The organism is Bradyrhizobium genomosp. I (2014) (assembly GCF_000261685.1).
Classification (GTDB): domain Bacteria; phylum Pseudomonadota; class Alphaproteobacteria; order Rhizobiales; family Xanthobacteraceae; genus Bradyrhizobium.
Window position 1 is genome coordinate 22,903 of sequence record NZ_AJQE01000294.1, and the last position, 11,545, is coordinate 34,447.

Consider the following 11,545-nt stretch of genomic DNA (forward strand, 5'->3'; position numbering starts at 1 on the left):
GCGTAAAGGAAACTCGTTACCGCCGGGTTGACGCGCGGCGCGCTTACGCCATCTGCCGCACATCCTCCGCGAGTGCGCGGTAGGACAGCGCTTCGGCGAGATGCAACCGGCCGATCTTGTCCGCATTGTCGAGGTCGGCCAGCGTGCGCGCCACCCGCAGCACGCGGTGATAGCCGCGCGCCGACAGCCGCATGGTCTCGGCGGCATCCCGCAGCAGCTTGGCGCCTTGCGCATCCGGCTTTGCGATCTCTTCCAGCACCGAGGCGGGTGCCTCGGCATTGGTGCGGACATTTGGCAGGCCAGCATCCGCATAGCGCGCGAGCTGGATGTCGCGCGCCGCCGCCACGCGGGCGGCGACCTCGGCCGAGCCCTCCGCCGGCGGCGGCAGGATCAGGTCGGCAGCGGTCACGGCCGGCACCTCGATGCGCAAATCGATGCGATCCATCAGGGGACCGGAGATGCGCGCCTGGTAGTCGCCGGTGCAACGGTCGATGCGGCCGCGCTTGCAGGCATAGCCGGGCTCGAACGCATTGCCGCAGCGGCAGGGATTCATCGCCGCGACCAGCATGAATCGGGCAGGGTAGGTGACGCGGTGATTGGCGCGCGACACCGCGACCTCGCCGTTCTCCAGCGGCTGGCGCAGCGAATCCAGCACGCGCGGATCGAACTCCGGCAGCTCGTCGAGGAACAGCACGCCCTGATGCGCCAGCGAGATCTCGCCGGGCTTGGCGCGCGCGCCGCCGCCGGTGAGCGCGGCCATGCTGGCGGAATGATGCGGCGAGCGGAACGGCCGCCGCGCCGTCAGCGCGCCGCCTTCGATCTCGCCGGCGACGGACGCGATCATCGAAACCTCGAGCAGCTCGCCCGGCGACAGCGGCGGCAGGATCGAGGGCAGGCGCGCCGCCAGCATCGATTTGCCGGCGCCAGGCGCGCCGATCATCAGCAGGTGATGCCCGCCGGCGGCCGCGATCTCCAGCGCGCGCTTGGCGCTTTCCTGGCCCTTGATGTCGCGCAGGTCGAGCGTGAAGGCGGCGGCCTCGTGCACCTTCGGCGAGGGCCGCGACAGCACCTGCGTGCCCTTGAAATGGTTGGCGATCTGGATCAGCGAACTTGCTGCGATGATCTGGATGTCCGGGCTCGCCCAGGCCGCTTCGGAGCCGCAAGCCGCCGGGCAGATCAGCCCTTCCTCGCGCATATTGGCGCCGATCGCGGCGGGAAGAACGCCGGCCACCGGCGCGATCGAGCCGTCGAGGCCGAGTTCGCCGAGAACGGTGAAGCCGGCCAGCGCATCCGGCGGGATCGCCCCGATCGCCGCCATCAGGCCGAGCGCGATCGGCAGGTCGTAATGGCTGCCTTCCTTCGGGACGTCGGCCGGTGCCAGATTGACGATGATCCGCCGCGCCGGCAGCGCCAGCCCCGAGGCGATCAGCGCCGAGCGCACCCGCTCGCGCGCCTCCGACACCGCCTTGTCCGGCAGGCCGACGATGGCGAAGGCCGGCAGGCCCGGGGCGACCTGCACCTGCACGTCGACCGCGCGGGCCTCGATCCCCTCAAAGGCGACGGTAGAAACCCGCTGAACCATGCTCGAACCAGCCTGCCCCTTTCGCGCAATTAGCGGTAGCAGAGCGAGGCCGTTTGCGCAAGAACAATACGGGAACATTGTCTGGTGCCCGCGCAAGTCCTAACCGGCCGTAAACGCGACGCGGACACTACGCCTCGAATGCGACCGGCTGTCCTCAGCACATCCCAACGAATGTTCGCTACTCCTGAAGCTGCGGGATGGGCCGTGGTCTAACGGGTGAACAATTCAAATGCTTGCAAATCGCCGGAGAAGCGAACGTCGGGTGTGCAGCCGGCTCGCCAAGATTCATTTTGGCGCGGGCTCGCTGCCGCGGGACTGCACGATCACGGATATTTCGGATGGGGGCGTGAAAGTGGTGGCGGAATTCCTGGAAGTGCCGCCGCAATTCACTATCATCTTCGCGCCCGACTATTCCCGCCAGTGCCGCCTGCGCTGGCGCATCGGCTGCGAGTTCGGCGCCGAGTTCGTCGATTAGAGCGCGATCCGGATCGAAGGCTGCGCGTCCTTAACCGGACTTTAGCGTTAATGGGTCAGCATCTCTGATCAGTTGCCGAGTGATCAGAGTATGTCCAAGCGTTCGTCCCTCGCCTTCCCCCCGGCGGGATTTCTGCTTTTCGCGCTCGTCGCGCTTGCCCTCGGCGGCTGTCAGACGACGGGCCTCGAGGACGTCACCGGCGCGCTCGGTGGCAAACCGGAAACAGCCGGCAAGGCCGACGCCAAGCCGGAGATGGACGCTTTGCGCGAGCGCTATCGTGCCAAGCCCGGCGATCCCGCCATCGCGCTCGCCTACGGCAAGGCGTTGCGCGAGACCGGTCAGCGCGCGCAGGCGGTCGCGGTGCTGGAGCAGGCCGTGCTCGGTCATCCCAGCAACAAGGCGCTGCTCGCCGGCTATGGCCGCGCGCTCGCCGACAACGGCAATTTCCAGCAGGCCTTCGACGTCCTCAGCCGCGCGCATACGCCCGAGGATCCGGACTGGCGTATCCTGTCGGCGCAGGGCGCGGTGCTCGATCAGCTCGGCCGCAACGAGGAGGCGCAGCAATATTACGCCGCGGCGCTGAAGATCGTGCCCGACGAGCCGACCGTGCTGTCCAATCTCGGCCTGTCCTATGTGCTGCAAAACAATCTGCCGAAGGCCGAACAGGTGCTCGGCCGCGCCTATCAGCGCAATCAGAGCGATCCGCGGGTTCGTGCCAATCTCGCGCTCGTGCTGGGACTGCAGGGCCGCGAGGCCGAGGCTGAAATTCTGGTGAAGGCAGATTTGCCGCCGGACCAGGCCGCGGCCAAGGTCACGGCGCTGCGGCAGCTGCTGGCAAGGAAGCAGCAGAGGGCGGACAAGTAATCCGCCCTTTTGGTGTGCGCTTACGACGCCTTGCGATGCGGCGCGGAGTTGCGGCTTGACCGGCCCTTCAGCTTTTTCAGGAGCGGCTCGAGCAGCGAGCGCTTCGGCTTCTTCACTTCGCCGCGGCCGGCGAGGCGGTTTGCCATGTTTTGGAACAGAAGGGTGGTGCGGTGGGTCTTGGAGACCTCCGCGATCATCTGGCCGTTATTGGCCGCGGTCGAGAACAGCTTCGAATCGAACGGGATCACCGCGATCGGCTGACTCTCCATGGTCTTGGCGAACGCCTTGACCTCGATCTCCGCGCGCTTGTGCATGCCGACCTGGTTGAGGCAGTACAGCGGCGGCCGATCGTTCGGTCGCGCCGCCTTCAGCACGCTCAGCATGTTCTTGGTGTTGCGCAAGTTGGCGAGATCGGGCTCGGCCACGATCACGATGTCGTCGGCGTTCACCAGCGCGCGCCGCGTCCAGCCGGACCATTGATGGGGAACGTCGAGCACGATGCAGGGCGTCGTCATGCGCAGCGTGTCGAACACCGCATCGAAGGCTTCGGCACCGAAATCGTAGACGCGGTCGAGGGTGGCAGGCGCAGCGAGCAGGCTGAGGCGCTCGGTGCATTTGGCGAGCAGGCGCTCCATCAGCGCCGTGTCCGGCCGGTCCTGCGACAGCACCGCGTTGGCGATGCCTTGCACCGGGTCCTGGTTGTAGTCGAGGCCCGCCGTGCCGAAGGCGAGGTCGAGATCGATCACGACGGAATCGAGCGCGAGGTCGCGGGCGATGGTCCAGGCCAGATTGTGCGCGACGGTGGACGCACCGACGCCGCCCTTGGCGCCGACCACCGCGATGACGCGGCCGGTGATGATGGCCTCGGAGGCCGAGAACAGGCTGCAGATCGAGCGGACGACGTCGAGGGTTTCGACCGGCCCGACCACGTAATCGTTGACGCCGCGGCGCACCAGCTCGCGATAGGGCGCGGTGTCGTTGGGGTTGCCGATCACGACCACACGGGTGCCGGGATCGCAGACGCCGGCGAGATCGTCCAGGCCCTCGAGGATGTCGCGCGTGCCGTCGGACTCGATGACGATCACGTTCGGCGTCGGCATCGATTCATAGACTTCGATCGCGGCGGCGAGGCCGCCGTCCCTGGCGGTGAGGTGCGCCTTGGCGAGCCGGCGGTCCTGGCCAGCCGCGGTCACCGCTTTGAGCGTCTGCTCGGTCTCGCAAAAGGCTTGCACCGAAATGCGAGGAACCGGCGCAATGTGTTCCTCGGGGTGTCGCGGATCGTCCGCGTCTTCGTCGTGGAGCCGTGTCATCTGCCGGTATCGCTGAGTTTGGCCTTGTCGGCGTCGGGGTTGGGAGTCGCGATCGCGGTGCCTTTGCGATAGCGCTCGAAGGCGATGTCGCGCCGTGCGGTATAGGCCGGCGTCTCGGCGCGCGGCTGCTCGAGGTCGGCCGGGTTGTCGATCATGGCCGCGAGATTGCGCTGGCTGGCGCAGCCCAGATTGAAATAGGGCCGGTTCTCGTTGTAGCCGGGGTCGAGGATGTTCGGACCAACGTCTTCCGGCCACAGCCCGCAGGGGCCGGCCACTGCGCTGATCTTGGAATAGCTCAGCCGGATCGTCGGCAGCAGCCCGGGATCCTCGGGACGATAGGGATGCTGGACGATGGCACGCGACGGCACGCCGCCGGCTGCGAGCACGGAGCGGATTTCCTGATAGGTCGCCGCCGCCGCGCGCGAATTCGTGGTGTCGGTGGGCACGTCGACGACGACGGAGCCGGTGCCTTCGCGCACCCAGTCCCGGGCGATGCCCGCGACGTCCGCATGCTGTGCGGCCGAGAGGCCGCCTCTCGACTTGCCGACGAAGATCACGATCGACTTCCTGCCTTCCTGCACCGCGATCGGGTGGCGCTGGCGATAGTCGGTCGGCACCGTCTGGGTGACGATCTCGGTCGTGTTGCAAGCGCCGAGCATGACGGAGAGCCCCGCCAGTGCCAGCGCGATCCGCAAATTGCGACGTCGATCGGCTGATGTTGTCGTCATCGCCTGGTCCCCTCTTGCCTGTTTCTTGCCCGTTTCCCGCTCGGTCCCCAAACCGTTCACTTCAGTCGATGATGAAGCCGAAATCACCGGGCGCGCCGTTGATCGGATCGACCCGGCGCGCGATGCCATAGAGGCGCTTCATGCGGCCGAGCAGCGCCGTCTGCGCGTCCGAGGCCGGCGCGAAGCCGTCGTCGGGCCGGGACAATTCCTTCTGGGCGACCGCGCGCACCACATAGGGCGTCACGATCACCATCAGCTCGGTCTCGTTGTTGACGAAGTCCTGGCTGCGGAACAGCGCGCCGATGATCGGCACCTGGTCGACGCCGGGCAGGCCGTTGATCGCCTGCTTGGTCTGCTGCTGGATCAGGCCGGCCATCGCCATCGAGCCGCCCGAGGGAATTTCCAGCGTGGTCTCGGCGCGGCGGGTCTGGATCGAGGGAATGGTGATCGAACTGGTCTGGCCCGCGGACACCGCCTGCGTCACGGAGATGGCGTTCTGATTCGACAGCTCCGAGACTTCGGTCATCACCCGCAGGCTGATACGTCCCTCGCTCAGCACGACCGGCGTGAAATTCAGGGAGATGCCGAACTTCTTGTAGGTGATCTGGGTGGTGCAGACGTGGGTGACCGGATCGCAGGAATAGCCTGCAGGGATCGGAAATTCGCCGCCGGCGATGAAAGTCGCTGATTCGCCGGAGATCGCCGTCAGGCTCGGCTCGGCCAGCGTCCGCATCACACCGGCGCTTTCCATGGCGCGCATCGTGGCGTTGACGGTGGCCACGCCTTTTGCGAGCCCGGTGACACCGAGCCCGTTGCTGCTGACGAGCGGGCCGCCGGAGACCGAGAACGGGTTGGAGTTGTTGAAATTCACGACGGCGGTGCCGGCGTTCAGGCTGGCGCTGAGATCGACGCCGAGCTGCTTGACGATGTCGCGGCGCACTTCGCCGACGACGACCTTGAGCATCACCTGGTCGCGGCCGCGCACGACGATGTTGTTGACGACCTTGTCGGAGCCGCCGACGAGTTTTGCGGCGACGTCGCCGGCCTGCTGGGCCTCGACCGGGCTCGACACCGAGCCGGTCAGCATCACGCTGTCGCCGACGCCCTCGATCTGCACGCCCGGCAAGGACTGGCGCAGCGCCGCGCGCATGCCGTTGAGATCGCGCTTCACCGCGATGTCGTAGGAGGCGACCTGCTGGCCGTCGGCGGTGAAGAATACGACGTTGGTCTGGCCGACCTGGCCGCCGATGATATAGGCGCGCTGGGCCGAGCGGATCACCGCATTGGCGATCTTGGGGTCGGCCACCAGCACGTCCTTGACCTCGCGCGGCAGGTCGATGACGACTGATTTGCCGACACCAAGCGAGAGAAAACGCGTCCTCGCCGGCGCGATCGTCGCGACCGGGGACACGCCGAGGTCCGGCGCTTGCATCGGCGCCTGGTCGCCGACCGGCGCATCCGCAGCGCCGACGACGTCCGCGGCTGCAAGCAGCCCCAGCATCAACATCGTCCCCGCCAAGAACGACCGCGCGCGCTTCCCCCGAATGCGCAGGCCCGTCCGATCTCCCCCGTAGTTCATGCTATCCCCATCACTTCTGTGACGTCAGTTGTCGTGCCTGCACGCCGTAACGAATCACGTTGACGCCGCCCGGACGCTTGACCGCCTGGTCCTCGGGCGTGCCGTCGACTGCGTTGGCATCGACGATGCTGCGCAGCGCGAGTGTCAGCGTGCCGCCCTGGCGTGCGGCCGAGAGCGTGGCGACCTGGTCGGGCCTGAGCTCGAGCGTGACGGTCTTGCCGACCACGGCGTTCTGGCCGTCCTTTTCCTTCGGCGCCTGGTCGATCGCGAGCACGCGGATGTTGGCGAGAATGATTTCGGACAGGATGAGGTCGTTGCCGCCGGCCGGACCGTTAGGGTTGGCGCCGTCGGGATTCTTCAGGCGGCGGGTCAGGACGATGTCGACGCGATCGTTCGGAAGGATGAAGCCGCCGGCGCCGGTTTCGGCTGAAATCTCGGTGGAGACCGCGCGCATCCCGGAGGGCAGGATCGCCGCCATGAAGCCGGAGCCTTCGGCCCTGACCAGCTTCTGCTCGCGGATCGGCTCGCCCTGCATCAACGGCACGCGCGCGATCGAGCCGGCGATCTGGGTCTGCGCGTCGGGCCGGCTGTCGCGGCGGATGAAGGCGCTGCTCGCAGTCGCGGCCGGCCAGGACTGCCATTGCAGGTCGTCGGGCTTGACGGCCTGGCCAAGCTGGACATCGTTCTTCGCGACGAGGACCTCGACCGTCGGCAGCTTCTCGGCGACGGGAAGGGCAGGCGCGGGATTGTTGTCAAAGCCGCTCGCCAGATAGGCGGCGACGCCGCCGGCGCCGAGAGCGATGACGAGAACGACAATGCGTGCGGTGTTCATACGCTTCTACTCTTACGCGGGGCACTCGAACCGCACCTGGCGTGTTCCCCCGCGTCGATGAGTAGGGAGCAAAGGTATAAGGGGTGTTGCGAGGCCGAATGCGATGGCCGGCCGCGATGCCGGATTTCGGCAGATGGTGAACGCGGCGTTATTCGGCCGGCCGGCGGCCCCGTAGTTTCACGTAATACCGGTGCACGCGTTCGAATGAGGCGCGGGGCGTCATGGTGAACGGGTGGTTAGCGACGAGGATGGCGACGGCCTACCACGATGCCAGCGAGATCGCAGGCGCACAAAATCGCTGTCGTCCCTTGCGAACGCAGGGACCCAAGTCGCGTGATCTCTCGGTTACGAAAGACTAGGAGTACCAACGAGGAGTCTTCGCCAAACCACGCCCTGTGGCTATGGCGACGAGCGCAAGTGCTCGCGCTGGGGTCCCGGATTGGCGCTCCGCTCCTAGACAACGCTACGCGTTGTCGGGAGCTGCGCTTGTCCGGGATGACGGTGGGGAGAGGTTGCAGGCTCCCTAACGCAATCACTGCCGGCCGGTGCTACTTCTTCCGCTTCTGCTCGATCACGTCCCAGATCCTGGCCGCGACGTCAGGGCCGCCGAGCCGCGAGATGGCGCGGATGCCGGTCGGCGAGGTCACGTTGATCTCGGTGAGGTTGCCGTTGATGACGTCGATGCCGACGAAGAGGAGGCCGCGCTCGCGCAGCGCCGGGCCGACCGTGGCGCAGATCTCGCGTTCGCGCGGGGTGAGCTCGGTCTCCTGCGCCGCGCCGCCGCGGACCATGTTGGAGCGGAGGTCGTCCGCGGCCGGCACGCGGTTCACCGCGCCGGCGAACTCGCCATTCACCAGGATGATGCGCTTGTCGCCGTGCTTCACCTCGGGGATGAACTGCTGGATCACCCAGGGCTCCCTGAACGTCACCGAGAACATGTCGAACAGCGAGCCGAAATTCATGTCCTGCGGCATCACGCGGAACACCGCCGCGCCGCCATGGCCGTGCAGCGGCTTCATGACGACGGCGCCGTGCTTGTCGCGAAACGCGTTGATCTCATCCAGGTCGCGCGAGATCAGCGTCGGCGGCATCAGCTGCGGAAAATTCATCACGAACAGCTTTTCCGGCGCGTTGCGCACCGAGGCGGGATCGTTGACGACAAGCGTCTTGGGATGGATGCGCTCCAGCAAATGCGTCGAGGTGATGTAGGCGAGGTCGAACGGCGGGTCCTGGCGGAGCAGCACCACGTCGAAACCATTCAGCGCCTCGCGCCTGGGCTCGCCCAGAGTGAAGTGGTCGCCGGGCTCGTCGCGCACGGTCAGGAGCTGAACCGGCGCGACCAGCGCGTCGCCGACCATCGAGAGCTTGTCGGGCGTGTAGTAGGACAGGCCATGGCCGCGCTTCTGCGCTTCCAGCAGCAGCGCAAAGGTGGAATCGCCCTTGATGTTGATGCGGGCGATGGGGTCCATCTGGACGGCGACGTTGAGTTTCATGATCTGCCTTTCAGGTCGAGGCGTCGAATGCCGCCAACACATGGCGCGGAAGTCGCTTCGGCGCAATCAGCATGGCGTCGAATCGCAATTCGAATTCGGCATGCTCGGGATGCGCTGCGAGCCAGCCCTGCGCCGCGTCGATGATGCGCCGCTGCTGGCGCAGCGTCACGGCGAAAGCGGCCTCATCCAGCGTTGCCCGCGCCTTGACCTCGACGAAGGCGATCAAATTGCGGCGGCGCGCCACGATATCGATCTCGCCATGCGCCGTGCGGTAGCGCTTGGCGAGAATGCGATAGCCCTTGGCCATCAGATAGGCAGCGGCGCGGCTCTCGGCCGAGATGCCGGTCTGGAACGCGGCGACGCGCTCGGGCGAGGCGACCTTCGGCTCCCTGGGAATATCAGTCTTCGCCATCGCCGCCCCGAAGATCCCTTGCGAGCTCGAGTGCGCGGGCATAGACCTCGCGGCGCGGCCGGCCCGAGAGTGCGACCGCATGCGCCACGGCATCCTTGACGCTGTTGGCGGCAAGCTGCTCGCGCAGGAGACCGTCGAGCGCATCCGATGCCAGCATATCGGCGTCGGCTGCAGGCGGGCCGATCACCAGAACGAATTCGCCGCGCGTCTCCGGCGCGTCGGCTTGTCGCGCGAGCTCGGCGAGGGGCGCACGCCTGATCTCCTCGTGCAACTTCGTCAGCTCGCGGCAGACCGCGGCCTCGCGTTCACCCATGATTTCGGCGAGATCGGTCAAGGTGGCCTGCATCCGATTGCCCGATTCGAACATCACCAGCGTTGCGTCGATGCGCGCAAGCTCGGCCAGGCGTGCGCGGCGCGCCGCCGATTTCGCCGGCAAGAAACCCTCGAAGAAGAAGCGGTCGGTCGGCAGCGCGGCGACCGACAGAGCTGCCAGCACCGAGGATGGGCCGGGCAGCGCGTGCACCGGATGGCCGGCGGCGCAGACCTCGCGCACCAGCTTGAAGCCGGGATCGGAGATCAGTGGCGTACCGGCATCCGACACCAGCGCGACCGAGCCGCCTTGCGCCAGCGCCTCCAGGATCTTCGGGCGCGCCGCTTCCGCGTTGTGCTCGTGATAGGGCCTGAGCTGCGCCGCAATCGCATAGCGCTCGGTCAGGCGGCGCGTGATGCGGGTGTCCTCGCAGGCGATGACATCGACACCGGCGAGGGTCTGAAGCGCCCGCAGGGTGATGTCGCCGAGATTGCCGATGGGTGTCGCGACCAGATAGAGACCCGGCGCGGCCTTCGGCACCGCGAGCCGATGGGCATCGATGGAGAAACCGCGCGAGGCGGTATCTTGAGCTTCAGACGTATTTATCGGGACCGGCTTTGCGCGCATAATGAAGCCAACTTAGGCACGATCCGGAGGGCTGGGAACCGGCTGGTCGAAAAAGATCGCGCCAAGGTGAGGGGCGGCGAACGGACGGGAATGTGATCGATCCAGCATCACGGCGAGAGGGAATGAAGGCCCTCGCGCCATATTCACGACGGAAACGCCGCCTTGATGCTGGATGAGCGACGGCGAACGGCTGCGGGGACGGGGAAGGCGGCTGCGTTAAGCGGCTGTTATCCTTTTGTTTTGGTTAACTGTTTGCCGACAATATGCCCGAATCCGCGGCCCATGTCGTGGAAGGAATGTCGTGATCGGCCGGCAACGGCCGGTCAGAAGAGAATTTGCCCATGGTAGGCCCGCGTTATCCAAAGTCTCCCGTTCCGGGGTCCCGATCGTCGGCGACCCGTCGGAGTGCGCTCGGCCTGTTGCTCGGCGCGCCCGTGCTGTCGGCGTGCGCCGGCGTGCAGCAGAGTCTCAGCCAGTTCTCCAACCCGTTCTCGAGTTCTGCACCGCCGGCCCAGCCGGCAGGTCCGCAGCAACAGGCCACGACCGCCGGCACCGGCGGCGTGAAGGTCGGCCTGATCCTGCCGCTTTCGGCCGCCGGCAATGCCGGTCTCGCCGCGCAATCCATGCGCAACGCCGCCGAGATGGCGCTGGCCGAGTTCCAGAACCCGAACATCCAGCTCCTGATCAAGGACGACAATGGCAGCCCGCAAGGCGCGCAAGCCGGCGCGCAGCAGGCGGTCGACGAGGGCGCCGAGATCATCCTCGGACCGCTGTTCGCACAGTCGGTCCCGGCAGTGGCGCAGGTCGCGCGCACGCGCGGCATTTCCGTGATCGCGTTCTCGACCGATTCCAGCATCGCCGGCCGCGGCGTCTATCTGCTCTCGTTCCTGCCGGAGTCCGACGTCAACCGCATCGTCGAATATTCCGCCAGCATCGGAAAGCGCTCGCTCGCCGTGCTGGTGCCCGACAATGCCTATGGCAATGTCGTCGAGGCGGCGGTGAAGGCAGCGGCGCCGCGGCGCGGCGGGCGGATCGTCGCCTTCGAGAAATATGGCGCCGATCGCGCCACGCCGGCGCGCACCGTGGCGCAACAGCTCGGCAGCGCGGACGCGCTGTTCATTGCCGATGACGGCGATGCCGTCGTGTCGGTGGCGGACGCGATGACAGCCGCAGGCGCGAATCTGCGCAACATCCAGCTGCTCGGCACCGGCCTGTGGGACAATCCGCGCGTCTATGCCAGCGCCGCGCTGCAGGGCGGCCTTTATGCCGCGCCCGACCCGGCCGGCTTCCGCGCCTTCTCCGGCCGCTATCGCACCAAATATGGCGGGGGGCC

Annotated in this window: 11 protein-coding genes; 3 read left to right on the top strand and 8 right to left on the bottom strand. The window is 67.0% G+C overall.

Annotated elements, in window-relative coordinates; translation table 11 throughout:
- Positions 1 to 43: 43 nt before the first annotated feature.
- Positions 44 to 1,582: a YifB family Mg chelatase-like AAA ATPase gene (locus IC50_RS27450; protein WP_035712073.1), complete on the bottom strand. Its 1,539-nt coding sequence runs from the start codon at positions 1,580 to 1,582 to the stop codon at positions 44 to 46.
- 229 nt (positions 1,583 to 1,811) lie between these two features.
- Between IC50_RS27450 and IC50_RS27455 the strand changes: the two genes are divergently transcribed.
- Together IC50_RS27455 and IC50_RS27460 are read left to right on the top strand one after the other, a co-directional pair.
- Positions 1,812 to 2,057 (top strand): PilZ domain-containing protein, encoded by a 246-nt coding sequence (locus tag IC50_RS27455; protein ID WP_018644993.1) that lies wholly within the window; start codon positions 1,812 to 1,814, stop codon positions 2,055 to 2,057.
- A 90-nt stretch (positions 2,058 to 2,147) separates the two neighbouring features.
- Positions 2,148 to 2,921, top strand: coding sequence for a tetratricopeptide repeat protein (locus IC50_RS27460; protein WP_035712075.1), 774 nt, complete (start codon positions 2,148 to 2,150; stop codon positions 2,919 to 2,921).
- Between the two features lie 20 nt (positions 2,922 to 2,941).
- Here the strand turns inward: IC50_RS27460 and IC50_RS27465 are convergent, their stop codons facing one another.
- The 7 genes from IC50_RS27465 to rsmI form a co-directional block, all read right to left on the bottom strand.
- Positions 2,942 to 4,231 (bottom strand): AAA family ATPase, encoded by a 1,290-nt coding sequence (locus IC50_RS27465; RefSeq protein WP_035712076.1) that lies wholly within the window; start codon positions 4,229 to 4,231, stop codon positions 2,942 to 2,944.
- Entirely contained in the window at positions 4,228 to 4,959 is a 732-nt protein-coding gene (locus tag IC50_RS27470; RefSeq protein WP_035712094.1) for a CpaD family pilus assembly protein, read from the bottom strand. The genes IC50_RS27465 and IC50_RS27470 overlap by 4 nt, the downstream gene beginning before the upstream one ends.
- A gap of 61 nt (positions 4,960 to 5,020) precedes the next feature.
- Complete coding sequence (locus IC50_RS27475; RefSeq protein ID WP_035712078.1) at positions 5,021 to 6,538, bottom strand: type II and III secretion system protein family protein; 1,518 nt, start codon at positions 6,536 to 6,538, stop codon at positions 5,021 to 5,023.
- Positions 6,539 to 6,548: 10 nt separating this feature from the next.
- Positions 6,549 to 7,370, bottom strand: a complete 822-nt coding sequence (cpaB, locus tag IC50_RS27480) for a Flp pilus assembly protein CpaB (protein ID WP_035712080.1) — start codon at positions 7,368 to 7,370, stop codon at positions 6,549 to 6,551.
- A gap of 548 nt (positions 7,371 to 7,918) precedes the next feature.
- On the bottom strand, positions 7,919 to 8,863 hold the full coding sequence (gene gshB / locus IC50_RS27485; protein WP_035712084.1) for a glutathione synthase: 945 nt from the start codon (positions 8,861 to 8,863) through the stop codon (positions 7,919 to 7,921).
- A 10-nt stretch (positions 8,864 to 8,873) separates the two neighbouring features.
- Positions 8,874 to 9,275, bottom strand: a complete 402-nt coding sequence (locus IC50_RS27490; protein WP_035712086.1) for a YraN family protein — start codon at positions 9,273 to 9,275, stop codon at positions 8,874 to 8,876.
- Positions 9,262 to 10,212: a 16S rRNA (cytidine(1402)-2'-O)-methyltransferase gene (gene rsmI, locus IC50_RS27495; RefSeq protein ID WP_035712089.1), complete on the bottom strand. Its 951-nt coding sequence runs from the start codon at positions 10,210 to 10,212 to the stop codon at positions 9,262 to 9,264. Before rsmI ends, IC50_RS27490 begins: the two co-directional genes overlap by 14 nt.
- A gap of 341 nt (positions 10,213 to 10,553) precedes the next feature.
- Here rsmI and IC50_RS27500 point away from each other — a divergent pair.
- On the top strand, positions 10,554 to 11,545 hold a 992-nt coding region (locus tag IC50_RS27500), incomplete at its 3' end, for a penicillin-binding protein activator (protein ID WP_050991128.1).

Excerpts from the sequence above, each read along its gene's own strand:
- IC50_RS27450 (WP_035712073.1), bottom strand. The coding sequence starts at position 1,582 with ATGGTTCAGCGGGTTTCTACCGTCGCCTTTGAGGGGATCGAGGCCCGC.
- IC50_RS27455 (WP_018644993.1), top strand. The coding sequence starts at position 1,812 with ATGCTTGCAAATCGCCGGAGAAGCGAACGTCGGGTGTGCAGCCGGCTC.
- IC50_RS27460 (WP_035712075.1), top strand. The coding sequence starts at position 2,148 with ATGTCCAAGCGTTCGTCCCTCGCCTTCCCCCCGGCGGGATTTCTGCTT.
- IC50_RS27465 (WP_035712076.1), bottom strand. The coding sequence starts at position 4,231 with ATGACACGGCTCCACGACGAAGACGCGGACGATCCGCGACACCCCGAG.
- IC50_RS27470 (WP_035712094.1), bottom strand. The coding sequence starts at position 4,959 with ATGACGACAACATCAGCCGATCGACGTCGCAATTTGCGGATCGCGCTG.
- IC50_RS27475 (WP_035712078.1), bottom strand. The coding sequence starts at position 6,538 with ATGAACTACGGGGGAGATCGGACGGGCCTGCGCATTCGGGGGAAGCGC.
- cpaB (WP_035712080.1), bottom strand. The coding sequence starts at position 7,370 with ATGAACACCGCACGCATTGTCGTTCTCGTCATCGCTCTCGGCGCCGGC.
- gshB (WP_035712084.1), bottom strand. The coding sequence starts at position 8,863 with ATGAAACTCAACGTCGCCGTCCAGATGGACCCCATCGCCCGCATCAAC.
- IC50_RS27490 (WP_035712086.1), bottom strand. The coding sequence starts at position 9,275 with ATGGCGAAGACTGATATTCCCAGGGAGCCGAAGGTCGCCTCGCCCGAG.
- rsmI (WP_035712089.1), bottom strand. The coding sequence starts at position 10,212 with ATGCGCGCAAAGCCGGTCCCGATAAATACGTCTGAAGCTCAAGATACC.